The organism is Streptomyces sp. UF-297 (genome assembly GCF_058245575.1).
This window is the reverse complement of sequence record NZ_JBSIBZ010000005.1, coordinates 147,013-168,401: the sequence shown is the minus strand read 5'-3', so window position 1 is coordinate 168,401 and position 21,389 is coordinate 147,013. Positions and strand designations below refer to the sequence as shown.

Sequence of the window (21,389 nt, the reverse complement as noted above, 5' to 3'; positions counted from 1 at the left end):
CGGCGACGATATAGCCGCGGCTGGTGAGTTCCTCGGCGAGTCCCGTCAGGGTGGCGCGGGGGTGCCGGAGGGCTTCTCGGCCGGGTACCAGAGGGAGACCATCAACTGCCGCTTTTCGCCCGGTACCCAGGGATCGGCCCTGCCCTTGTCCTCCAAGTGCAGGGTGGTCATGCCGATCGGCTGTTTCCCGCCGGGTGCGGGCAACGAGAGGGGCGTTGGGGGTAATGCCGCCGACGGGGAATCGGCCTGCGCGGAAACGGTGCAGAGGGTGCCGGTCATGGCGATGGCGAGGGCCGCGCCGGCCAGAAGTGTGCGTCGCATGGACTTCGCTCCGTCGATGTTTTGCCGTGTGTGCCTTGGTGTCTGAATGCCAGGGAAAGGCCCCGCGCCTGCCATCGCTCCGCAGAGCTGTCTGAAAAGCGCGGGGCCGGCTCCGTGGAGTTACCTCTCAAGGGCTACGGCTGCGGGCGGAAAGGCATCACTCAGCGACTCAACAGGGCTTTCACCGTGGCGACTTGGGTCGGCTCCAGTGCGGTCCTGCCGTCCTCGATGTCCCACAGCGCGTTCTGCAGGACGCGGCCGAGCGTCCAGCCGACCGCCCGCTGCCGGTCCAGTGCGAGCACTTCGGTCAGCAGGTCGAAGCGGCGCAGCACCGTACGGGTCAGCTCGCCGCTCGTGCCGGCCTGTGCCAGCCGGCTGTCCAGCGCGGGCCACAGGTCGAAGCCGGGGTCGCCGGCCAGGGGTTCGGGGTCGATGGCCAGCCAGGGTTCGCGCTCGGCGGCCAGGATGTTGTCGTAGTGCAGGTCCCAGTGCAGCAGGCGGTCGCCGGGCTCGTCGATCAGCTCGGTGACGGCGGACGCGCAGGTACGCACCAGGCGTTGCTCGGCCGGGTCGCGCAGCGCCGGCACGGCGCGGGGGACTTCTTCGAGCATGGCGGCGGCGATGTCGGACAGCTGCCGCAGGCCCTCCGGGGCGGGCACCGCGACCAGGCGTGCCAGCAGTTCGGCCAGGATCTGTACGGCCGCGGTGTCATCGGTCACCGAGGACAGCGGCCGGGTGGCGTCCAGCCGTTCCAGCAGCGTGACGTTGGTTGCCGGGTCGTGGTCGAGCAGGCGCACGATGCCGTTGCCCTCCCACCGGCGCAGGCCCGCCGGCGCTCCGGCGCTGTCCTCGCTGACCGGCTGGAGCTTGAGTACGGCGGGTGTGCCGTCCGCGCGGGTGACGGGCAGGACGAGCGCGGCCATGCCGTGCCGGGCGGGGCCGTCGCGCCGCAGCGACCAGCGGTCCAGGAAGTGGGCGGCCAAGGCGGGCAGGGCGGCGAGCCAGGCGCGGCCCGTGGGGTCGCTGTCCTTGTCGTAGGACGCGGCCAGTGCGTCGGGGACGTCGAGGCGAATCGACGTGCTCATGGCGAAATTCTCCTTCGTGGGCTCCGGAAAAGGTGCGGTGGCTCCGTACGAAGGAGGTGATGGCGGTGCCCGGCTGCCGGGCAGGCGTCAAAGCATGACCGCACCCTACCCGGGGCAGTTTCCGTCCAGCGATCGCGGCTCTGATACGGGGCCGCGGCATTCAGGAGGGGGATCGTCCCATGCGCCAGATCCGTAGCACGTTCAGAAAGGCGGCGGTGACCGCCGTCGCGCTCGCCGGTGGCGCGGTGCTGTCGCTCGGCGGAAGCGCCAATGCCGCGCAGCCTGCGGTAGCGGCGGGAACTTATCAGGGGTGCCCGTCCGGGTACGTCTGCCTTTATCCGAACGCGGGTTGGAATGGCGGGCGTCCGACCTACAAGTGGTACACCTACGGCGCCCACAACCTCAGCAATCAGTTCGGCGTGAAGAGGATCTTCAACAACCAGACCGGCGGCGCCATCGCCCGTAACTGCACCGGCTACAACGGCACCGGCTGCCAGGGAGCCCAGCCGGCCGGTACGTACGCCGACTACGACTACACCCCGTACAACTCCGTCGTGCTCGCCCCGCAGTGAGCCGCTCCCGGCCGACCGTCGCCCGTCGGCGGCGGCCGACCGGGGCCGCGAGGCAGGTGGACGGGGTCGAGAGGCGGGTGGGCGGAACCTGGCAGATCATGAAGGCCAGGAGGTCATCATGAGTGCGACGGGCAATCCCAGCCCCCAGCTGTCCGCGGAGGCGCGTGTGGTGTGGTGCGTGCCGGAGGTCGACAAGCCGCTGTGGGCGCGCGAGGTGCGCGGCGTCCACCCGCGCACCGGCCCCCTCACGCCCTCCGACAGCGCCTGGCAGGTGGTGGCGTACACCGAGGCCGACCCCGGCGAGGGGACGGTGATGCGGCGCCTGTTCTATCTGGTGGCGGGCGACCATGACCCCGGCGGCCCCTGGGCGCACGGCATCTATCCGTCCGAGGCGGTGCTCTCGGCCTCGATCCAGCCGGGCCACGACGGGCTCCAGCCGCCCGGCTGAGCGACCGGCCCCGACAGCCCGGCTGAACGGTCGGCGTCGGTAGAAAGACTACAAGCCGTTGGCTGTAGCAGCCCCAAAGTCGACTTATCGGGGACTTTGGTGCGTAGTTCACTTGTGGGATACGCACTTGACTTCTTCTTGGCAGGTTCGCCCCCTCGAAAGGGTGTAGGGGACCGGCCGCATATCGTGCCGCGCGGAAATTGCTGAATTTCCTGCGCGGCGCGTGAAGTTGAGTCGTTGCGAGAGAGAGTCATGATCCCCACAAGTCGGCATGGGCAGTGCATGCTGCGCCTGAAGCAACGCACCGGTGTCCAGCGGATTCGGGGGCTTGCCGCCAGTGTGGTCCTTGCCGCCAGCCTCGTGGTCATGCTGGTCGGTGCCCTGGTGCCGCACGCGTGGGCCTTTGCTCTGGCCGGTCTGGCCAGTTATGCGGCCGACCTCTATCTGCACCGCAAAGAGCCGAAATTCATGCGGCGGCTGGGGCAGCTGCGGGCGGGTGTCACCCTGCGGGCGCTGCTGCGCGGTGCACTGCTGCTCGTACTGATCGCGAGCCTGCCCTACACCGATGACCACACGCCGTACGTGGCCACGATCCTGGTTCCGGTGCTTCTGCTGCTCCAGGCGCTCTTCTCCGCGCTCAACGCGGCCGTCCGGCGCTTTCGGACGATGCCCGTCTCCACACGCAATATCGACCTGGGGCGGCTGCGCATCACCGACCGGCCGCCGCGGGTGCTGGTGGGCTGGCCGGGGCAGCGGCTGCTGCACTGCGAGCTGGTGGTCCTGGCGGGGCTGTGCGCGACCGCCCGGACCCTGGACAGCACCTGGATCACGCTCGGGCTGGGCCTGGCCGTGGCCGTATCGGCCCTGACCCTGCTGGCGCTGATCCCCTACGCGGTCCAGGCCAGGGGCTTTCCCGAGCCCGAGCGGGTGCTGGGGCGGATCGACACCTGGCTGGGGCAGTACCGGCCGGTGGCCGTGCTCTACTTCAGCGGTTCGCGCAGCTCCGCGTACCAGGTCAACATGTGGCTGGAGACGCTGGCCGCGCTGGACGTACGGGTCCTGGTCGTGCTGCGCGAGCGCTATCTGCTGCCGCGGCTGAAACAGACGGATCTGCCGGTGCTGTGCGTGCCCAGCGCGGTGCATCTGATGAACCTGGACCTGTCCAGCGTGCGGGTCGCGCTGTACCCGGCCAACGTCGGCAAGAACATCCATCTGCTGCGGGTGCCCACCATCAAGCACGTCTTCATCGGGCACGGCGACAGCGACAAGCTGGCCAGCGTCAACCCGTACAGCAAGGTGTACGACGAGGTGTGGGTGGCCGGGCGGGCCGGCCGGGACCGCTATTCCAGGGCCGGTGTGGGCGTGCAGAGCGCCGACATCGTGGAGGTCGGGCGCCCGCAGCTGGACGCCGTACGCGTCGCCGACCCCGCGGCCCGCCCGGCCGAGGTGCCCACGGTGCTCTACGCGCCGACGTGGGAGGGCTGGACGGACGACCCGGGCAACACCTCGCTGATCCTGGCGGGCGAGAACATCGTGCGCGAGCTGCTGGGCAGCGCGCGGCCGGTACGGCTGATCTACAAGCCGCACCCATTCACCGGCAGCCGCTCGCCCGAGGCGCGGCGCGTGCACGAGCGCATCATCCATCTGATCGGCAGGGCCAACGTCCAGCGGGCCGCGCAAGTGCGCTTCCAGGAGCCGGAGCAGGTCACGGAGCAGCGGGAGGCCGCGCGCCGGGAGCTGGCGGAGCTGGCCGACCGGCTGGCGGCGATCCGGGCCGCGCTGCAGCCCAAGGGCGCCGACGAGGCCCAGCGCTCGCGGGACGGCGCGCTGCCCGACCCCGCCCTTCGGGCCGAGGCGGAGGCGCTGCGGGCACGCCGGCACCGGGTGCACTGGGAGGCGCTCGCGCCGTGGGAACACCAGGTCGTCCAGGGGCCGCACCCGACGCTGTACGAGTGCTTCGACCACGCGGATCTGCTCATCAGCGACATCTCCAGCGTGGTGTCCGACTTCATCGCGAGCCTGAAGCCCTATGCGCTGACGGACACGGCCGAGCTGGGGGTGTACGAGTTCTGCCGCCGCAACACCGCGGCGCGGGCGGCGTACATCCTCAGCAGTGACGCCCGCCAGGTGCGCGATCTGATCGGCTTGCTCTTCGACCCCGGCAAGGACGTGCTGCGCGAGGGCCGCAAGCGGCTCAAGGAGTATCTGCTCGGGCCGGATTCCCTGTCCTCGCTCGCGCGGTTCAACGCGGCCCTCAACGCCCTGGCCCGGCGCGGCGACGGCGAACTGCGCCGCCGCGAGGCGTCGTTCGCCCCTCCTCTTCCCTCTCCTTCCCCTCCGTCTCTCCCCCTTCAGTGAGGTCGTTTTCGTGAAGATCAGTTTCTTGCTGCACAACCGCTACGGGATCGGAGGCGCCATCCGCAGCGTGCTCAATCTGTCGGCGGCCCTGGCCGAGCGGCACGACGTCGAGATCGTCTCGACGCTGCGGGACCGGGCGGTGCCCTCGCTGTCCGCCGATCCCCGGGTGCGGGTACGGGACTTGGTGGACCTGCGGGAGACCTCCCATGTCTACGACGGCGATGTGCCGCTCGCGTCCCAGCCGGCGCGTATCTTCCCCGAGAGCGACCAGCCGCGCTGGGGCGAGGTCACCCGCCTGACCGAGATGCGGCTGGCGCAGTATCTGGCCACCACCGACGCGGATGTCGTCGTCGCCACCAATCCGGGGCTGGCCGTCTGCCTGGCCGCGATGGCATCGGGGAACTATCTGCGCGTCGTGCAGGAGCACTCCATCCACAGCCGCTACCCGGCGCGGTTGCGCGATGAACTGGCCGCCTTCTACAGCGGTGTTGACGCGGTGGTCGCCGTCTCCGAGCAGGACGCCGAGTACCAGCGCACGGCGCTGCGGGCGAGCGGGGTGGCGGTGCACTGCATTCCCAACTGCGTGCCCACACCGCCGGTCGCGCCGTCCACCGGCGAGAACAAGGTGGTGATGGCGGCCGGGCGGCTCGTCCCGGGCAAGCAGTACGACCTGCTGGTCGAGGCGTTCGGGAAGGTGGTCGCGCAGCATCCGGACTGGGAGCTGCGGCTGTTCGGGCGGGGCCCGGAGCGCGGCAGGCTCCGCAGGAAGATCGATGAACTCGGGCTCTACAACAACGTCTTCCTGATGGGCGCGTCCTCCCAGATGGAGACCGAGTGGCCCAAGGCCTCCCTCGCCGTCTCCTCCTCCCGGGCGGAGGCGCTGCCGATGAACATCATCGAGGCGATGCACGCCGGGCTGCCCGTCGTCAGCACCGACTGCGACTTCGGCCCCCGGGAGATCATCCGGCACGGCGAGGACGGTCTGCTGACCCCGGTGGGCTCCAGTGATGTCCTGGCCTCGTCGCTGATCACCTTGATCAATGACGTCGAGTGGCGGACCGAGATGAGCCAGCAGGCCCGCAAGAGCGCACAGCGGTACGCACCCGAGGCCGTCACCGCCCAATACAAGGCGCTCTTCGAGGAGTTGACGGCGCAGCGGGCCATTCCCGCGGAGGCGGACTGCCGGGTGGCGGGCCCCGGCGACATCGTCGTACGCCTCGCCGCGGACGACGGCCCGGACCTGCGCTACCACCTGCTGTGCGTGAACCGCCACGCCTCCGGGGACGCGGAGGCGGACGCGGTGCGCTTCCCGCTGCGCCCCGAGATCTCCCCCACCCCCGACGGCCCTGGCTCCCCCGGTGCCGAGGAGGAGACGGACGGGCTCGTGGCGGTCATCCCGTGGCGGGGCGAGTCCCTGCCGGAGGGGGTGTGGGACGTGTTCGTGGAGGCAGCGGCGAGCGGGCTGCGGCGGCGCGTACGGGTCGGGGTGTGCGACCAGCGGGAGCTGCTGCCGCCCGCGGGGCCGCACCCGGACAGCCCGGTGCTCCAGGCCCGCATCCCCTACGCCACCCCGGCCGGGCTGCTGTCCGTCCGCAGCTGGGTGCGGGACCTGCACGTCGAGGCGGACCGGGTGAAGGTGTCGGACGGGCGTATCACCATCGAGGCCGAGGTGTGGGGTGCGGCGCTGGAGAGCGGCGCGACGCTGCTCGCGCGGTCGCGGCAGCGGCGGGAGTGCGACTTCGAGCTCCCCGTCGAGCGGGTCGGGGGCGGGCGCTTCCGGGTCACCGTGCCGTGCGCGCGGCCCGCGCTGCTGAGGACCACCGAGCACGACGTATGGGATCTGTATCTGCGCCGCGCGAAGGGGAGCAGTCCGATCCGTATCGGGCGCTTCCAAGGGGACCTGCACGAGCGCAAGTCGGTGTGCTCCTACCCGTATTCCGTCATCGAGGAGAACCCGCGCGGCCGGGCCCGGGTGCGGGCCTTCTACACCGTCAACTGCGAGCTGTCCGTCAACGCGGTCGACCTCTCCGACCGGTGACGAGGAAGGGATACGTGTCCAGCAATCCGAGGCGTACCGTCGCCGTCGTCCTGGCCGGCGGCACCGGTACCCGCGTAGGCCTCTCCGTACCCAAGCAGCTGGTGAAGATCGCGGGAAAGGCGATCATCGAGCACACGCTGCAGATCTTCGAGGAGGCCGAGGGCGTCGACGACGTCCTGGTCTTCATGACCCCGGGCTTCGTGCCGGAGGTCGAACAGCTGGTGGCCGCGGCCGGGCTGCGCAAGGTGCGCAGGGTCCTGCCCGGTGGGGAGACCCGCAGCGAGACGACCCGGCGGGCGATCGACGCGCTCGGCGAGGGCCTGGGCGCCGAGGAGGACCTCAACGTCCTCTTCCACGACGCCGTACGGCCGCTGCTCTCGCAGCGGGTGATCGCGGACTGTGTCCGGGCGCTGTCGCGGTACGCGGCGGTGGACGTGGCCATCCCGTCCGCCGACACCATCGTGGTGACGCGCACGCACGGCACCGAGGGCGAGTTCATCACCGAAGTGCCCGACCGCACCCGGCTGCGCCGCGGCCAGACCCCGCAGGGCTTTTGGCTCTCCACCATCCGCCGCGCCTACGACATCGCGCAGCGCGACCCGCGGTTCAAGGCCACCGACGACTGCTCGGTGGTGCTGCGCTACCTGCCCGAGGTGCCGGTCCATGTGGTGCGCGGCGACGAGCAGAACATGAAGGTCACCCACCCCGTGGACATCTTCCTGGCGGACAAGCTCTTCCAGCTGTCCTCCACCGTGGCGCCCGAACACCGCGAGGAGGCGTCCTACCGGGAGCTGCTGGAGGGCAAGGTGCTGGTGGTCTTCGGGGCCAGTTACGGCATCGGCGCCGATCTGGCGTCCCTGGCCGGGCAGTACGGGGCCACGGTCTTCCGGCACAGCCGCTCGGAGACGGGGACGCATGTGGAGATTCCCGAGCATGTGCACAAGGCGCTCGCCGAAGCACACCGGCAGGCCGGGCGGATCGACTATGTCGTCAACACCGCGGGGGCGCTGCGCATCAGCAAGCTCGCCGAGACCGACTGCGCGGCGATCGAGAGCGCCACACGGGTCAATTACCTGGCTCCGGTGCAGATCGCGCGGCTGGCGCACCGCTATCTCGCAAAGACGCAGGGGCAGTTGCTGCTCTTCACCTCCAGCAGCTACACCCGGGGCCGGGCCCAGTACAGCCTGTACTCCTCCGCGAAGGCCGCGACCGTCAACCTCACGCAGGCGCTGGCCGAGGAGTGGGCCGAGGACCGGGTCCGCGTCAACTGCATCAATCCCGAGCGCACCCGTACGCCGATGCGTACCCGGGCCTTCGGTGACGAGCCCGCCGGGTCGCTGCTGACCTCCCGGGCGGTGGCGCTGTCCTCGCTGGACGTCCTGCTGTCGCCGCTGACCGGCCATGTCATCGACGTACGACGGCAGGATCCCACCCGGGGCGGGCCGGTCCCGCTGCCGGCCGTCCCGCCCGCGTGCGGGAGTTCGCAGCCGTAGCCGGGGATGCGGCGCTCTGACCCGGTGGTTCGTGGTGGCCACCGGGTCACGCGTATCTCTGCCGCACCTCTCTCCGCGTATCCCTGTCGCGCGCTCTACCGGAGCGCGCCGTCGGCAAGCGCCGGAAAATATTCAATCTTGCACCACTTTTCCGTGCACAACTTACGTACTGATTACGGAATTACGGCTGACCGCGTCATCGATCCCGTACGGCCTTCCCGGTGCGGTTACAGTGCACCCAACGGCCGATTCCGACGGGGAATTCGCGGCCGGGCGCCCGCACACCGATGCGTGCCAAGGATGCATGCTGAGCATCCCGGCGCCGAATTTGGCGGCCGTCCCAAGGCAGGTACGGACGCCGCAGCAAAAGGCAGGCCGTCGTTGTCACCGGTGCGGTCTTTCCAAAGGCGAGAAAGGCGAACTCATCCTTCATGTCCGAGCACCTGGGGCGGTTCGCCGCGCTGTGCGGCAGCCGGCGCAAGAACGTGGTGGCCGCGGTTCTCTACGGGGTGCCGCTGCTGGTGATCGCCGTGACCGCGCCCGACGCGGGGCTCACACCGGGCCGGGCGGTGGGCGCGTGCGTGTCCGCCGTGATCGCGGTGGCCACCGTATGGCGGGAGCGCTTCCTGGTGCCCTACGCCGTGGTGTCGGCCGCCGGGGTCCTGGCCACCGGCCATCTGCTGAGCGCCACGGTGGCCTGCTACACCGCCGTCCGCAAGCGCCGCTACCGGCTGGCCGCGGCGCTGGTGCTGGTGCCGCTGGTGTTCGCGCTGACGGTCCCGCACGCCCTGATCGCCCGGGCCCCGCACCCGGAGACCACCGTGGCCGAGAGCACGGTGATGGTGCTGGTGCCGGTCCTGCTGGGCTGTCTGGTCAATGTGAACGAGCGGATGTCCCTGCTGACCGCCGAGCGGCAGGCCCAGCAGGCGCTGCTGCAGGAGAGCCGGCTGCGCGAGGCGGCGCTGCAGCAGCGCGAGCGGCTGGTGCGCGACATCCACAACGGGGTCGGGCGCCAGGTCACGCTCATGGTGCTGCAGGCCGGCGCCATCGCCGTATCACCCGGCGCTTCCGACCCCGTCAAGGAACGCTGCCGGCTCATCACCGACTCCGGGCGTGACGCCGTGACCGCCCTGCGCGAGATCGTCACGCTCGTCCAGACCCCGGACCCCGGCCACACGCCGCCGCCCGGCAAGGAGCACGACCTCTCGGACCTGGGCGCCCTGATCAAGCGCTACCGCGACGGCGGCCAGAAGATCACCATCGACCTCCATATCGCCCCCGCACCGCCTGAGTCCGCCGCGCAGGACCTCGCCTACAAGGTCGTGGCGGAAGGGCTGAGCAACGCCGTGCGGCACGCCCGCGGCGCCGCCGTGGACGTGGAGATCACCCAGATCCGTACCGCCCTGCTGGTGGCCGTACGCAACGGCGCCCCCGCGCTGGGCACTTCGCCGCTTCCCGGCACCGGCCACGGCCTGGTCTGGCTGCGCGAGGAGGTCCAGGCCGCCGGCGGCACCCTGCACGCCGCCGCCCAGCCCGGCGGCGGATTCCTCCTGGAAGCCCGCCTGCCCGGCGCCGCCCAGGACGCGCGCTGACCCGCACCACGCCTGCGCGCCGTCCCTGCCCCCCCCCGGCCCCGCCCCTGCCCCGTGTCACCGAGGAGAAGTCGATGATCCGTGTCCTGATAGCCGATGACGACGAGCTGGTACGCGCCGGAATCCGCACCATCGTGGAGACCGCGCCCGACATCACGGTGACCGCCGAGGCCCGGGACGGCGCCGAAGCGGTGTCCCGGGCCCGGCAGAGCCGCCCCGATGTGGTGCTGATGGACCTCGACATGCCCGGCTGCGACGGTCTGACCGCGACCCGGCGGCTGCTGGCGCAGCCCGAGCCGCCCAGAATCCTGGTCCTGACCACCTTCGGCATGGACGAGAACATCACCACCGCGCTGCGCGCCGGGGCCTCGGGCTATCTGATGAAGCAGCTCAGCCCGCAGCAGCTCATCCACGCCGTCTCCACCGTCGCGGCCGGCGGCACGGTCCTGTCCCCCCACGTCACCCAGCGGCTGCTGTCCCAGTCCGCATCGCCGCGCTCGCGCAGCGCCGAGCGCGCCCGCTCGCTGTACGCCACGCTCAGCAACCGCGAGAGACAGGTGCTGGCCCTGCTCGGGCAGGGCCTGAGCAACGCGGACATCGCCGCGCGCCTGTTCATGGGCATGTCCACCGTCAAGACGTATGTCTCGCGCACCCTGACCAAACTCGGCGTCGACAACCGCACCCAGGCCGCCCTCATCGCCTACGAGCTGGACCTGCACCTTCCCGAGGACGAGACGGCTTGAGCGCGGACAGCCCGGCGCGGATCGGCGTGGGGTCAGGTGCGGGGCTCACCAGTCGCTGTCCTGGATGGGCTCCAGGCGCCACTTCTGGTTGTCGCCGTCCTTCCACTCCCACTGGTGAACAGCCGCACCGTTGTCATACGTCGCCGCACCGCCGCCGACATCCAGCACCTTGCCACTGTGCTGGACCACCAGGCGGGCCGTGCGATGACCGTCGGCGCGCACCGTCCCCGCAAGATCACCGGAGCGTTTCCGGCCACCCGGGCGTCACCCCGGCGGGCCGGTGTCACTGCTGCCGGTCGGCCGCATCCAGGGCCGAGGCCAGCTGGCCTCGGCCCTGGATGCGGAGTTTGCGGTACGCGCGGGACAGGTGCAGTTCCACGGTCCGCTGGACCACGCTGAGCTGCTCGGCCATCTCCCGGTTGGACAGTCCCGACAGCGCCAGCTCCACGGTCCGCCGCTCGGCGGCCGTCAACGGCGTGCCCTGCATGGGGACTTTGGCCTCCTCGGCAGTGCCGCCCGCCTTGCGGTAGGCCGAGGACGCGCGGTCGGCGAGCACATGCGCGCCGTGGGCGACCGCTTCGCGGTAGGCGCGGGCGAGGTTGCGGCGGGCCGGGTCGGTCAGGCCGCTGCGCAGCAGCGCCATCCCCAGGTCGTAGCGGGCCCAGGCGCAGTCGATCGTCGCGCCGCTCGCGGACAGCGCCTGGACGGCCTCGCGCAGCCAGTGGTGCCGGTCGGCGCCCGTGGCGGTCATCGCCAGGGTGCGCAGCGCCGGGCCCAGTACGGCCGGTACGCCCCAGGTCCGGGCGTCGGCGACCTGCTCCTCGGCCAGGGCGCGGGCCTCCTCGCCGCGGCCGAGCCGCAGCAGGGCGATCACGGCCACCGAACGCCAGCCGTTGACGGCGGGGTTGGTGATGCGCCACACCCGCAGTCTGCGTCCGCACTCGCGGGCGTCGGCCAGGGCTTCCTGGGGGCGTCCTGAGGCCAGGTGCCAGCGTGCCCGTGCCGTGAGCAGCGGCAGGACGTGCAGGAAGGAGGGGAGCACGCCGCGCAGCGCCGGGCGCGTGAAGATCGCGTCGATCTCGGTCAGCCGGTCCTGCTCCAGCAGCGCCTCCACGCGCCGGGCCATCGCCCAGGCCGCGTTGACCTCGCTGAGCACCCGCCCCGGGCCCAGGATCTCGATGGTCTCTGCGCTGTCCCGCAGCGACTCGCGCAGCTTGCCCATCAGGAACAGCGCCTCGCTGCGGACGGACAGGGCCGCGGCGCGCTGCTGCGGGCAGCCGCGCCGGGTGGCGATCTCGACGCGGGAGTCCGCGTAGGCCACGGCTTCGGAGAACTCACCGAGGCGGGTCAGGGCCAGCACGATGAGGAACCAGTGGTGCGGGTCGTGCCCGTCCGCGCGCTCGTAGGCGCCGCTGGAGGCGGCCTGGAGCAGCTGCCGTACCCGGGCCGCGTCCGTGCCCTCCCACAGCCCGCGGACCAGCAGCAGCCGCAGCAGTTGGGGGCTCTGGGGGATGTCGGTGCTCGCCGGGTCCCACAGTTCGGTGATGCGGGACAGTCCGGAGGGGGCGCTGCGCTCCGAGTAGAGCTCCAGCAGGGTGAGCAGGGACAGCAGTTCGGTGCGCTGGCGCGGATCGGTCTCGGGGGTCTCGTCCAGGATCTCGCGCACCGTGGCGACGCCCTCGGCGAACCGTTCGCCGCGGATCATCGCGGCGACCAGCCGGGACTTGGCCCGGGCGGAGACCTCCACGTCCGTGCCGGGGCACTTGGCCGCTTCCCACAGGTGCCGTACGGCCGGCTCCAGGCGCCCTGCCCTGATCTCCAGCTCGCCCAGCTCGTCCAGTGCCTGTACGCGCAGCGCGGGCTCCAGCGGTTCTTGGAGCAGGCGGTGCAGCAGGGCGTGCAGCGCTGCGCTGTCGCCGCGGCGCTTTTTGGCCTCCACGGCCACCAGGAGGGTGTCCCGTACCCAGGGTGCGCTGTGGCCGCCGCTGTGCAGCAGGTGCCGGGCGGCCAGGTCCGCGGGATAGGCCTGTTCGTGCGCCAACTGGGCGGTCTTCCAGTGCAGTTCGGCGCGGGCCTCGGCCGTCATGCCCGCCAGCAGGGCCTGGGCGACCATGGGCGGCTTGAGGTGGTGGCCGAGGCCGGGGGCGTACTGGGAGGCGTCGGCCAGGCCCCCGTACAGGAGCGCCGCCGCGGCTTCGGCCGCGATGCCGGGTGGCAGTGCCGCTGCTTTGGCGGCCAGTCCGGGGTCCGCCGCGCCGTCCAGGACGGCCAGGGCGCGGGCATAGGCCAGGACGGGTGCGGGCAGTTGGGCCAGGCGGGCCGCCACCGCGCGCAGCGACCGTTCGGGGGCGGTGTCCGCGTCCGGCGACAGGGCGTCGTGCACCGTCGAGCGGTGCCGCAGGTCGCGCGCCAGCTCGCGCAGCAGCAGCGGGCTGCCGCCGCTCAGCCGGACGCAGGACTCCACGACGTCGGCGCGCAGGCCGTCCGTGCAGGTCTCGCCCTGCTCGTCCGTGGCGCCGGTGGCGGTGCCGTCCCCCTCCTCGCGGGCGTGTACGCACGAGTGCAGCAGGTCGGCGGCCGCCGGGGAGGGCAGTGCGGAGAGCCAGATGCGGTCCGCGTTGGGCGGCATCGAGTCGCGGGCGAGGCGGCCAGCCGGGCCGATGGGGAACTCGGCGGGGCTCAGCGTGGCCAGGACGCCCAGCGGGAGCGGGTCGAGCCGGTCGGTCAGGTAGCACAGCCAGCGCAGGGTGTGCGCGTCCGCGAGGTGCACGTTGTCCAGCAGGAGCAGGACGGGGGAGGTACGCGCCAGCCGGGACAGCACCCGGAACAGCGCCCGGTCGGTCGCCGATATGTCCGGCTCGTCCGCGGCGAGGCCCTCCGCGAGGCGGGCCAGGGCGGGATCGCGGAGCAGGTCGACGGTCTCCGGCGCGGGGTCCAGCAGGAGCGCATCGAGCACATCGCGCAGCACTCCGTAGGGGGTGCCAGCGGTGTGCGGACCGGCCGTGGCGGCCAGTACGCGCACGCCCTGGCGCTGGGCGGACCGGGCGGCACCGCGCAGCAGCGCGCGCTTGCCGATTCCGGGAGGACCTTCCACGAGCAGTACGAAGGGTTGCCCCTGGACCGCTTTGGCGAGGAGTTCGTGAATCTGACCCGTCTCCTCTTCTCGGCCGTACAGCATTGCCCTCCTTCATGTTTTCTCTGCACTCCCGAGTATGCCGCCACTTCCGGTTTACGGATTTCCCCGAGGAGGAGTGAGAACAGTACCGAAATGGCCTTCGGTGGGAGTTTCGGTGACGGCTGGGCAGCCCCTTTCCGAAAGGTGGCGGCGCGGCCTGCCCCACCGGTGCGGCCACCGAACACACCGAGATCCGCCGAGCGTGATCCAGCGCCCCTCCCCGCACCGCCCGGCACCGCTGTGGCCGCCGGCGATTTGCTGGGGCCCATCACCCGGCACGGCAAACGGCCGGGCAGCAACGGCGTACCACTGGAGGAGCGCATGAGCCCCATCGAAGAGCTGTCGGCGGAGGACATTCCGATCCACGGGCTGTGGAGCGAGGAGCTTCCCGCGCAGGCGGCACCGGACAGCTGTGTCGGCTGTGCGGCGACCGCCGCCTCGATGTCCTGTCCGGTCGGGTGCGTGAGTTCGGCGGGGTCGGCGTCCACCGCCTGAGCAAACCCGCCGGGACCCGCGAGTCCCCTGTCATTCACTCGACAATTCACCGTTCAAGAATTCGCAGGAGAAGGAGAGGTGCATGAATTCCCTTGAGGAGCTGTCGGCGGAGGACTTTCCGATCCATGGACTGTGGAGCGAGGAACTCCCCGAGCACGCCGCCGCGAGCAACTGCGTGGGCAGCGCCGGAAGCATGGGGTCCGCTTCCTGTCCGGCCAGCACGCTGAGCTCCCAGAGCACCGCGTCGTGTCACTGATGCCGAGCCGCTGACGCCGGGCTGCTGGAGCGGATCGCGTCACCGCAGCGATCCGCCCGACGGACGTCGGTCGCATCGCCGAAGCAGGCGGGCGCCCCGCGCGGCCGGGGACCACGAGTCCTCTCAGCACCGGCCCGCGCGGGGCCGTCCGCCGGACCCGCCGCCCCTCGAACGTTCCCCCCGCCCCTTGGAGACCGACCATGCCCGAGACCGAGGCTCTGATGACCATGCCCCTGCGGCTGCGCGGCGGGGTGGAGACGCTCACCGGGACCACCGGAGCGACCCTGCTGTACGCACCGGCCAGCGGCCGCTACCTGCGGATCGGCGATGCCACGGGCCGCCTGCTGACCTACTGCGACGGCCAGTACACCGGGGAAGACCTCGTCCACGCGCTCACCGGCGACGCCGGCCCGGACGCACGGCGGCAGGCCGAGGAGAAGGTCTTCGCCCTGCTGCGCACCCTGCGGGACATTTCGGCCCTGGAGGGCACCGGACCACCGCCCGGCGCACCACCGGTCCGGCGCGGACGGACCGCAGGGGAGAGCCTGCCGAGACTGCGCAAGAAGTTCCCGCCCGGTCCCGTACGAGCGGCGGCCGCGCCCCTGCACCGGGCGCTCGCGCGGCTGGGCGACCGAGGTGCGCTGCTGCTGACCTGCGCCACGGCCGTACTCGCGGCCCTGGCCGTCGCTTCCCTGCTCGCCCGGCACGGCGTACCCCGCCCCGGCCTCCCCCTCCTGGGCGCGTACGCCCTGCTGCTCCCCGCGGTCGTCGTCCACGAGCTGTGCCATGCCGCCGTGGCCGAGCGGCTGGGCGTACCGGTACGCGGCGGTGGCGTCGGACTGCGCTACGGGCTGATCCCCACCGCCTTCGTGGACACCACCGACGCCTACCGGCTGCGCGGGCGCGGCGGCCGGGTCGCCCTGTGCCTGGCGGGCCCGTGGTGCGACCTGGTGCTGGCCGGGGCGGCCTCGGCCGTCGCGCTGGGCACGCCCGACAGCGCCCCGGGCCGGATCGCCGCCGCCTACGCCCTGCTGCAGCTGGCCGTCCTGGCCATGAACCTCAACCCGCTGCTGCCCTCCGACGGCCAGCAGGCGCTGGAGGCGGCGGCCGGGGAGATCAACTTCCGTGGGCGGGCGATGACTTATCTGGCGCATCTGGTACTGCGCCGCCCCCGCCCCGCGTTCGTGGAGTGCCTCGGCGTGGGACGGCGCCGGGCGTACCTGGCCTACGGCGGGCTCTCGCTCGGCTATCTGCTCCTGGTCGCCGCTGTGGTGGCGGGAGGACTGATCGCAGCCGTCGCGCATCTGCGGCGCTGACCGGGCCCGTGGTGGCACGGCGGCACGGCGGCAGCACCGCAAAGAACTCACCAGCCTCGTAATGAAGGAGGAGCCTCGTGGAGCCAACGCAGCACTCCCCCGCGGTGCAGCACGCGCCACCGGCGCTGACGGCGCCCTTCGCGATGGTCCGGCTGTGCGGCCTGCCCGCCGCCCAGCGGTACGCGCTGCGCGCCACGGCCACCACCGAACTGCTCGCGCGTGCCGAGGAGGCCACCGCACGGGCCGGGGCAGCGGCGCCTGAACTGGCCGACGCGCTGGCCGCGGCCGTACCGGCCGCACCGGACAAGGCCGTTCGGCGGTCCCTGCTGGACCTGCGCCGCGACGTACACAACGGACGCCTGACCCGGCGCACGCTGCGGACCCTGGCAGCGGCGGGCGCCGCACTGGAGCCGGGGGCACTGGGGCGCGCGAAGGAGTGGGCCGCACACCATCGGAGAGCCCTGGCCCTTCGCGACCAGGCCCGTACCGCGCTGGATGCCGACCTCCTGCGGGCCGCGCACGCCCTGCGCCAGGCGCTGTCCGTACCCGCCCTGCGTGCCGCTCTGGCGCTGACCGCACCCGAGGCCGCCCGCGTACTGCTCGTCGCGGACGCCGCAGCCCTGGCCGCACCGAAGAGCCGGCCCGCGCGGACCGCCACCGCCTATCTCACCAGGGCGATGCTCAAGACCAGCCCGAACAGTTCGCTGACGGTGGTGGGCACGGCGGCCTTCGCACCACCCGGACCGGGCGCCTGCTGGACCGGCGCCCCCGACCGCACGGTGGCCCGGCACCTGGTGGGCGCCCGGCCCCAGGCGCTGCACCTGCTGCTGGACTGCGCGGCCGACCCGGAGCTGAGCCGCGCTGTCGAGCTGGCGTGGCACGACGGCTGCCGCGAGGTCGACGGCGAACTGCTCGCCGCCCTGCCGTGGTACGTCCCCGCGCTGGGCACCCTGTCCCGGATCGACGAGCTCACTGCGGTCGATGCCTACGGCGGCCTGCTGTTTGGCCCGCCTCCCCGGCCCTGCGCACCCGATCCCGGTGCGGCGGCCCTCGCCCGGCGGCTGGTGCGGGCCGGTCTGGTCCGGCCGGTGGCGCCCTGGGGCCCGTACGACACCGATGCGCTGGGCCCGCTCGCCAAGGCACTGCGCCACGCCGCTACGTCACGGGCAGGGGAACTGGCCTGCCATGTCGAGCGGTTGGCCGCTTGCGTCGCCCGGCTTCCGCAGGCCACGGCAAAGGAGCGCCTGGCGGTGCACAGTGAGGCGGGTGCGGCCTTCGACGGGGCGTGCGCGGTGCTGCGCCGCCAGGCGTCGGCGGAGGTGCGGTCGGCGCCTCCGGCACATGAGACGGTGACCGTCGGGCCCTGCGGCACCCTGCCCGCCACCGTGCGCGACGACTTGGTGCGGCTCGGGGAGCGGCTGGCCGACCGCACCGTGCGCAGCGCCCTGTACGGGGTCCTGGTCAGCGCTTTCGTCGCCCGGTACGGGACCGGCGGACGCTGTACGGACATCCTCGCCTTCCTCCACTCCGTCGCCCGCCGCCCCGGCCACCACCACACGCTGCGGCAGGCGCTCGCCGCCGACTCGGCCGCCGGCGCGGACCGGAGCCGGGAGCGCGATCCGCTGCTGGGCGGGTACGGCAGCCTCGCCCCGGCCACCGCCACGGTGGCCTTCCAGGTCGCCGCGTACGACGAGGCCGCCGTACGGGAGGGCGCGCACCTGACCGTGGTGAACAAGGTGCATCTCGGGGGCGCCGGGCTGCTGGCCCGCTGGGCGGCCGTACCGGGCGTGGATCTGGCCACGGAGCTGGGCGACTGGCTGCGAGCCCTGCATCCCGGTCACCACGCGCTCCAGGTGGCGCCCTTCTCCGAGGTCTCCGGCATGCAGATTCCCCAGCCTGGACTGCTGCCGCTGCTGCGCCTGCCGGGAGATCTGCCCAGCGCGGCCTGGGACGAACAACCAGCCTGTGGGCTGGATGATTTGACGCTGCATCATGACGTGGATAGCGGCACCTTGCAGCTCACCGACCGCGACGGCGGACCCGTCGCACTGATCGACCTCTCCGTGGTGCCCGCGCACCTCCTGTCGGGACCGGTGCGGCTGTTGCTGCTCCTGGCCAACCCCTGGGCGTGCGCGGAAGGGCGGCCCGAGCCGGTGCCCGCCCTCGCGTACCGGGAGCCGGTCGCCCTGGGGCGCGTACAGGAAGGCCGCCTGGTCACCTCCCGGCGCCGCTGGTACCTGCCCGCGCAGCTGCTCCCCTGGCCCGATCCGGGCGATGACGACCTCACCCTGCTGGCCCGCGCCGCACGCTTCGCGCGCACGCACGGCCTGCCGACCGAAGTGTTCGTCACGGACCGCAGCGGCTCCGGCCGCCACAAGCCCTGCTGGCTCGCCTTCGACAGCCCGCACGCGCTGCGCGCCGCCTTCGGCGCACTGCGCGCCGCGACCGGCCCGGTGGAGCTGACCGAAGTGCTGCCCGGCACGGACGGCTGCTGGGTGCGGGATGACGAGGGAGCGCCGCGCGCCACGGAGTTCCTCACCTCGGTGCGCCTCACCGGTGCCCCTGCCCTGCATAACTCACCTCAAGGAGCCGGGATATGAGGGAGGCTCAGGACTGGCTCTGCCTGCGCATCGCGGCAGACGACGCCGTCGGCGTCCAGCGGCTCGTCGCCGGGCCGGTGCGCGAGCTGCTGCCGACGGCACGGGCGGCGGGTGCCGATCGCTGGTTCTTCCTGCGCTGGCACGACATCGCCGGATGGCATCTGCGGCTGCGCCTGCGCGGCACACTGCCGGCCCTCGCCACGGTCCAGGACCTCGCGGAACGCGCCTTCGCCGGTCGCACCGTCTCCTACCACGTGTACGAGCCGGAGTACGCGAAGTACCGCGGCCCGGACGGCGTCGACCGCGCCGAGGCCGTCCAGCAGCACACCAGTGAACTGGCCCTGGAGCTGGCCGCCACCGACTACTGGCCGGACCGGCACCTGTACGCCACCGCCCTCGTGCGGCTGGCCGCCGAGCGCCTGCCGCCGTCCGAGCGCGCGTCCTTCCTGTACCACTACGCCTGGTACTGGTCGGGCGGCAGGATCGCGGCCTTCCAGCGGGCCCGCGCCCATGGCGCCGCCGCGATCCGGGCCGTACGGGAACTGGAGCGGCGGCCCGCCCTGCACCGAACCCTGGCCGACACCGCAGCCGCACTCGGCCAACCACCCGGCAGGACAGCCGACTTGGACCGCTATCTGCTCTTCCACCATCTGCACCTCGCCAACAACCGGCTGGGCGTGACACCGGCACAGGAGGCAGTGGCGGCTGCCGTCCTGCATCACTCGCTGACCAGCGCTTCTCATCACCCCCACCCCCTTGGAGGACCCCATGCGCCCCAGCCTTGAGGACCGTCAGACAACCCCGCAGGACACACCTGCGCGGCTGCGCGGCCTGGTGTCGCCGCACGGCGGACTGGTCTCCCATGTCTCCGCACTCCCCTCCCCGCCCGGCGACCCGAGGTTCGCCGTCGCCACCGCATCCCTGGGCGACACCTCCGCCGTACTGCCCGAAGTGGCGGACTGGTGCCGCGAGTTCGAGATGGCGGGGACGTACGCGACGCTGGACGGCGCGGGCGGATCGCTGGAACCGGACCGCGCCTCCTGGCTGTGCATCGCGGAGGCGCTGGAGCGGTACGCCTCCACCGTGTACGACCGCGACAGCATGCGGGTGGCCACGGCGCGGGAACTGGAGGCGGACGGGGAGCACCTGGTCGACCTCGACGACTGTCCCCGTGTCTCCGAGCGGGAGGCCGGGCACCCGGGATGTCCGCTGCGCGTACCGGACAAGTCACTGCCGCAGCGATGGGTGCGCGGGGTGCATCTGACCACCGGCCGCCCGGCGTGGATACCGGCGGTCATGGTGTATCTGCACTATCGCGCCGACCTTCCGGGCGAGCGCTGGTGGAACCAGATCTCGACGGGCTGCGCCGCCCATCCGGACCTGGCCACCGCACTGGCCAAGGGGCTGGCCGAGGTCATCGAGCGGGACGCCATCGCGCTCACCTGGCTGCAGCGACTGGCGCTGCCGCGCATCGAACCGGACGAGTGTCCGCCGGAGCTGGCCGAGGCGATGGAGCGTTCGGAGCACAGCCACACCCGCCTGCATCTCTTCGACGCGACCACGGACGTGGGTGTCCCGACGGTGTATGCCGTGGAGCAGCTGCTGCATCACCCGCAGATCCGCACCCTGGTCATGTGCGCCACCGAGCCGGACCCCGTGGTGGCGGTGGCCAAGACCTATCGCGAGGTCGCCTCCTCCCACATCGGTCTGACCGCGCGCAGCCGTACCCCGGCGCGGCAGGACACCGCCGCCTTCAGCAACGTGTGGGACGGCGCCCTGTACATGGGGGCGCCCGAGCGCGCGGACGCCTTCGGCTTCCTGCTGGACAGTCCGCACTCGGTGCGGCTGAGCGAGCTGCCCCGGCGGCACTTCGCCACGGGGGACGAGGAACTGCGGTATCTGCTGGGCCGGTTGACATCCCGCGGCCTGGACGCCTACGCCGTCGACCTCACCTGCGACGAGGCGCTGCGCGCCGGGATGCGGGTGGTGCGCACGGTGGTGCCCGGGCTGATGCCGCTGTCCTTCGTCCACCTCGCCCAGTACCGCGGGCACCCGCGCCTGTACGACGCGCCCACGGCCATGGGGCGGCGCGCGCTGCCGGAGGACCGGCTCAACCCGTACCCCCAGCCCTTCGCCTGACGGAAGCCGCCGAACGCCCGACACCCGCAGCGGAGACCGAGGAGAGAAACCACCGTGAAGAGTCTGTACGTGATCGCCACCGACGCCTTCGCCGAGGCCGTCGCAGCGGCCCTGGAGTCCGCCGCGCTGGGACGCTGGCAACTGCGGACCGTATCCCGCAACGAGCTGGGCCGGCTGCCGACGGCCGATGCGTATGTCTTTGCGCGCGGCAGGATCGCGCGGTACGAGGAGGAGTCGCTGGACCGCTTCGCGCGCGGCCGTGGCGCGTGCTCGCTGCCGCTCGTCCTGGATCTGCCGGTGCTGCGGGTCGGGCCGCTGAGCCGCCTCGGCGCACCCTGTTCGGCGTGCTATCTGGCGCGGGTGCGACAGCACTCCGTGCCGGGCCGGGCCAGCAGCGATGCCGTCATCGAGGAGCACTATCGGGCGCACGTCCAGGACGGGCCGCGCGGGGTGCTCCCCGCCCATGCCGCCCTGGCCGCCGAGCTGGCCCTCGACGCACTGCGCCCCGCTCCCCCGCGCGAGCCCGGCGCGGTGCTCCAGGTCGATCTGCTGACCCTCCGGACGAGCCGCAGCCGCACCGTGGGGGTTCACCGCTGCCCTCGGTGCGGCACGGGGCGGTCCGAAGAAGCCCGCGGATACGCCGACTTGCTGCCGGTCGCGGCGTCGGCGGCCGCTGCGACAGCCGCCGAACGGGCCTGACCCACCGCGCCTCCCCCATGCGAACAGGAACCACCGATATGCCCTCGACCAAGCCCGCC

General features: G+C 72.3%; 18 protein-coding genes. 14 read left to right on the top strand and 4 right to left on the bottom strand.

Annotation, left to right across the window (positions count from 1 at the left end; translation table 11 throughout):
- Positions 1 to 45 precede the first annotated feature (45 nt).
- Both AC4IJH_RS05495 and AC4IJH_RS05490 read right to left on the bottom strand, forming a co-directional pair.
- Positions 46 to 321 (bottom strand): hypothetical protein, encoded by a 276-nt coding sequence (locus tag AC4IJH_RS05495; RefSeq protein ID WP_490850362.1) that lies wholly within the window; start codon positions 319 to 321, stop codon positions 46 to 48.
- Between the two features lie 161 nt (positions 322 to 482).
- Complete coding sequence (locus AC4IJH_RS05490; protein ID WP_490850361.1) at positions 483 to 1,406, bottom strand: aminoglycoside phosphotransferase family protein; 924 nt, start codon at positions 1,404 to 1,406, stop codon at positions 483 to 485.
- Between the two features lie 179 nt (positions 1,407 to 1,585).
- On the opposite strand from AC4IJH_RS05490, the gene AC4IJH_RS05485 reads away from it, so the two are divergent.
- The 7 genes from AC4IJH_RS05485 to AC4IJH_RS05455 all read left to right on the top strand — a co-directional run bounded on the left by AC4IJH_RS05485 (position 1,586) and on the right by AC4IJH_RS05455 (position 10,650).
- A complete protein-coding gene (locus AC4IJH_RS05485) occupies positions 1,586 to 1,978 on the top strand; it encodes a hypothetical protein (RefSeq protein ID WP_490850360.1) in 393 nt (130 codons plus the stop codon).
- A 118-nt stretch (positions 1,979 to 2,096) separates the two neighbouring features.
- A complete protein-coding gene (locus tag AC4IJH_RS05480; protein WP_490850359.1) occupies positions 2,097 to 2,426 on the top strand; it encodes a hypothetical protein in 330 nt (109 codons plus the stop codon).
- 366 nt (positions 2,427 to 2,792) lie between these two features.
- Complete coding sequence (locus AC4IJH_RS05475; RefSeq protein WP_490850358.1) at positions 2,793 to 4,784, top strand: hypothetical protein; 1,992 nt, start codon at positions 2,793 to 2,795, stop codon at positions 4,782 to 4,784.
- A gap of 10 nt (positions 4,785 to 4,794) precedes the next feature.
- Complete coding sequence (locus AC4IJH_RS05470; protein WP_490850357.1) at positions 4,795 to 6,822, top strand: glycosyltransferase family 4 protein; 2,028 nt, start codon at positions 4,795 to 4,797, stop codon at positions 6,820 to 6,822.
- Between the two features lie 14 nt (positions 6,823 to 6,836).
- Entirely contained in the window at positions 6,837 to 8,315 is a 1,479-nt protein-coding gene (locus AC4IJH_RS05465; protein WP_490850356.1) for an SDR family NAD(P)-dependent oxidoreductase, read from the top strand.
- Between the two features lie 431 nt (positions 8,316 to 8,746).
- Entirely contained in the window at positions 8,747 to 9,907 is a 1,161-nt protein-coding gene (locus AC4IJH_RS05460) for a sensor histidine kinase (RefSeq protein ID WP_490850355.1), read from the top strand.
- A gap of 74 nt (positions 9,908 to 9,981) precedes the next feature.
- Positions 9,982 to 10,650 carry a response regulator gene (locus AC4IJH_RS05455; protein ID WP_490850354.1) on the top strand — a complete coding sequence of 223 codons (669 nt, stop codon included), beginning with the start codon at positions 9,982 to 9,984 and terminating at the stop codon, positions 10,648 to 10,650.
- A gap of 45 nt (positions 10,651 to 10,695) precedes the next feature.
- Here AC4IJH_RS05455 and AC4IJH_RS05450 read toward each other — a convergent pair whose 3' ends face one another.
- Both AC4IJH_RS05450 and AC4IJH_RS05445 read right to left on the bottom strand, forming a co-directional pair.
- The gene (locus tag AC4IJH_RS05450) at positions 10,696 to 10,872 is read right to left on the bottom strand and encodes an RICIN domain-containing protein (RefSeq protein ID WP_490850353.1); all 177 of its coding nucleotides are present in this window, start codon (positions 10,870 to 10,872) and stop codon (positions 10,696 to 10,698) included.
- Between the two features lie 61 nt (positions 10,873 to 10,933).
- The gene (locus AC4IJH_RS05445; RefSeq protein WP_490850352.1) at positions 10,934 to 13,828 is read right to left on the bottom strand and encodes an ATP-binding protein; all 2,895 of its coding nucleotides are present in this window, start codon (positions 13,826 to 13,828) and stop codon (positions 10,934 to 10,936) included.
- A gap of 318 nt (positions 13,829 to 14,146) precedes the next feature.
- Between AC4IJH_RS05445 and AC4IJH_RS05440 the strand changes: the two genes are divergently transcribed.
- The 7 genes from AC4IJH_RS05440 to AC4IJH_RS05410 all read left to right on the top strand — a co-directional run bounded on the left by AC4IJH_RS05440 (position 14,147) and on the right by AC4IJH_RS05410 (position 21,330).
- Complete coding sequence (locus AC4IJH_RS05440; RefSeq protein WP_490850351.1) at positions 14,147 to 14,320, top strand: thiocillin family RiPP; 174 nt, start codon at positions 14,147 to 14,149, stop codon at positions 14,318 to 14,320.
- An 82-nt stretch (positions 14,321 to 14,402) separates the two neighbouring features.
- The gene (locus tag AC4IJH_RS05435) at positions 14,403 to 14,576 is read left to right on the top strand and encodes a thiocillin family RiPP (protein WP_490850350.1); all 174 of its coding nucleotides are present in this window, start codon (positions 14,403 to 14,405) and stop codon (positions 14,574 to 14,576) included.
- A gap of 200 nt (positions 14,577 to 14,776) precedes the next feature.
- Entirely contained in the window at positions 14,777 to 15,892 is a 1,116-nt protein-coding gene (locus AC4IJH_RS05430) for a site-2 protease family protein (protein WP_490850349.1), read from the top strand.
- A 77-nt stretch (positions 15,893 to 15,969) separates the two neighbouring features.
- Positions 15,970 to 18,492 carry a hypothetical protein gene (locus AC4IJH_RS05425; protein ID WP_490850348.1) on the top strand — a complete coding sequence of 841 codons (2,523 nt, stop codon included), beginning with the start codon at positions 15,970 to 15,972 and terminating at the stop codon, positions 18,490 to 18,492.
- Positions 18,489 to 19,277 carry a thiopeptide-type bacteriocin biosynthesis protein gene (locus AC4IJH_RS05420; protein ID WP_490850347.1) on the top strand — a complete coding sequence of 263 codons (789 nt, stop codon included), beginning with the start codon at positions 18,489 to 18,491 and terminating at the stop codon, positions 19,275 to 19,277. Before AC4IJH_RS05425 ends, AC4IJH_RS05420 begins: the two co-directional genes overlap by 4 nt.
- Positions 19,261 to 20,631, top strand: a complete 1,371-nt coding sequence (locus tag AC4IJH_RS05415) for a YcaO-like family protein (protein WP_490850346.1) — start codon at positions 19,261 to 19,263, stop codon at positions 20,629 to 20,631. The genes AC4IJH_RS05420 and AC4IJH_RS05415 overlap by 17 nt, the downstream gene beginning before the upstream one ends.
- Before the next feature lie 54 nt (positions 20,632 to 20,685).
- The gene (locus AC4IJH_RS05410) at positions 20,686 to 21,330 is read left to right on the top strand and encodes a TOMM precursor leader peptide-binding protein (RefSeq protein ID WP_490850345.1); all 645 of its coding nucleotides are present in this window, start codon (positions 20,686 to 20,688) and stop codon (positions 21,328 to 21,330) included.
- The last annotated feature ends 59 nt before the right edge of the window (positions 21,331 to 21,389 follow it).

Bases quoted from the DNA above. Each gene is read 5' to 3' on its own strand.
- AC4IJH_RS05495 (WP_490850362.1), bottom strand. From the start codon at position 321: ATGCGACGCACACTTCTGGCCGGCGCGGCCCTCGCCATCGCCATGACC.
- AC4IJH_RS05490 (WP_490850361.1), bottom strand. From the start codon at position 1,406: ATGAGCACGTCGATTCGCCTCGACGTCCCCGACGCACTGGCCGCGTCC.
- AC4IJH_RS05485 (WP_490850360.1), top strand. From the start codon at position 1,586: ATGCGCCAGATCCGTAGCACGTTCAGAAAGGCGGCGGTGACCGCCGTC.
- AC4IJH_RS05480 (WP_490850359.1), top strand. From the start codon at position 2,097: ATGAGTGCGACGGGCAATCCCAGCCCCCAGCTGTCCGCGGAGGCGCGT.
- AC4IJH_RS05475 (WP_490850358.1), top strand. From the start codon at position 2,793: ATGCTGGTCGGTGCCCTGGTGCCGCACGCGTGGGCCTTTGCTCTGGCC.
- AC4IJH_RS05460 (WP_490850355.1), top strand. From the start codon at position 8,747: ATGTCCGAGCACCTGGGGCGGTTCGCCGCGCTGTGCGGCAGCCGGCGC.
- AC4IJH_RS05455 (WP_490850354.1), top strand. From the start codon at position 9,982: ATGATCCGTGTCCTGATAGCCGATGACGACGAGCTGGTACGCGCCGGA.
- AC4IJH_RS05445 (WP_490850352.1), bottom strand. From the start codon at position 13,828: ATGCTGTACGGCCGAGAAGAGGAGACGGGTCAGATTCACGAACTCCTC.
- AC4IJH_RS05440 (WP_490850351.1), top strand. From the start codon at position 14,147: ATGAGCCCCATCGAAGAGCTGTCGGCGGAGGACATTCCGATCCACGGG.
- AC4IJH_RS05435 (WP_490850350.1), top strand. From the start codon at position 14,403: ATGAATTCCCTTGAGGAGCTGTCGGCGGAGGACTTTCCGATCCATGGA.
- AC4IJH_RS05430 (WP_490850349.1), top strand. From the start codon at position 14,777: ATGCCCGAGACCGAGGCTCTGATGACCATGCCCCTGCGGCTGCGCGGC.
- AC4IJH_RS05420 (WP_490850347.1), top strand. From the start codon at position 18,489: ATGAGGGAGGCTCAGGACTGGCTCTGCCTGCGCATCGCGGCAGACGAC.
- AC4IJH_RS05415 (WP_490850346.1), top strand. From the start codon at position 19,261: ATGCGCCCCAGCCTTGAGGACCGTCAGACAACCCCGCAGGACACACCT.